This is a genomic window from Enterococcus sp. RTP21361st1_A6_RTP21361_211029 (assembly GCF_040910045.1).
Classification (GTDB): Bacteria; Bacillota; Bacilli; order Lactobacillales; family Enterococcaceae; genus Enterococcus_D; species Enterococcus_D gallinarum.
The window spans coordinates 1-1,068 of record NZ_JBDGBK010000231.1; the positions used below are offsets into that span (position 1 = coordinate 1).

Here is a 1,068-nt window from a genome sequence, read left to right on the forward strand (position 1 = left end):
AGAGCTTCCTCTTGATCATGCGTAACCATTATGGTCGTGGTATGAGTTTCTAATTGCAGAGCACGGATTTCGTCCCGCAACTGCACACGCACCTTGGCATCAAGAGCCGACAAGGGCTCGTCGAGCAATAAAACTCGCGGTTTAGTGGCCAAAGCACGAGCCAACGCCACGCGCTGTTGCTGACCGCCTGATAGCTGCGCTGGATAACGATCTGCGTAATCAGCCAACCCCACACTAGCCAGTAGCTCAACGGCGCTGCTTTTCGCCTCTGTCTTGGCCACATGTCGTATGCTGAGCCCATACATGACGGGGAACAGCGAGTAGGCTTGAAACACCAGTCCGATGTCACGACGATTTGTCGGCACACCGCTCACATCAACATCATCCAGTAACACTGAACCCTGATCTGCGGCTTCAAAACCAGCGATTATGCGCAGCAACGTACTCTTGCCGCAACCCGAAGGTCCCAGCAATGCGACTAACTCACCGGAATGAATATTGAGGTCAAGTCCATTGAGCACCTTCGTAGTCCCGAAGGATTTAGTCACATTACGCAACGTGACGGATGTCCCCTGTGGTAAAGAACTCACAGCAACTGTCGTCATTTGTTTTCCTTACTACTGTATTGTGCGGTTTTATGTTTGCCAGTTCCTCCAACCATTGACAGCAGTCCAAGCAGTATCCATGTGACCATAATCGTGATGAAGGCCAACGCTGCAGCCGAGTGCGGATGCGCAGTACCAACCTGCGAAAGAATCACAGGAAATGTAGTCTTGAGCAAAAGCTGAGCAATAGCAAATTCACCTAAAACAATTGCGCATCCCAACAACGATGCCGACATGATGGCACTGCGAAGGTTAGGCAGGATGGCACGCACCAACGTGGTAACCGCACCTGCCCCCAATGATGAACTCGCATCCCAAAGCGTGCGCACATCAACAACCCGAATGCCCGCATCAAGGGAACGGTACACGAATGGCATTATCACCACCATATAGAGAGGAACTAAGCCCAGCGGACTATTTAACGCCTGAGGCAGGATGATGCGATACAAAGGCCCCACAGCAC

Annotated in this window: 2 protein-coding genes; both read right to left on the bottom strand. The window is 51.8% G+C overall.

What is annotated here, in order from left to right; genetic code table 11:
- Window positions 1-605, bottom strand: a 605-nt coding sequence (locus AB5Z52_RS17280) for an ABC transporter ATP-binding protein (RefSeq protein ID WP_368267168.1), incomplete at its 3' end; no start/stop codon positions are given.
- A partial coding sequence (locus AB5Z52_RS17285; RefSeq protein ID WP_368267169.1) for an ABC transporter permease occupies window positions 602-1,068 on the bottom strand: 467 nt, incomplete at its 5' end. The genes AB5Z52_RS17280 and AB5Z52_RS17285, both read right to left, overlap by 4 nt.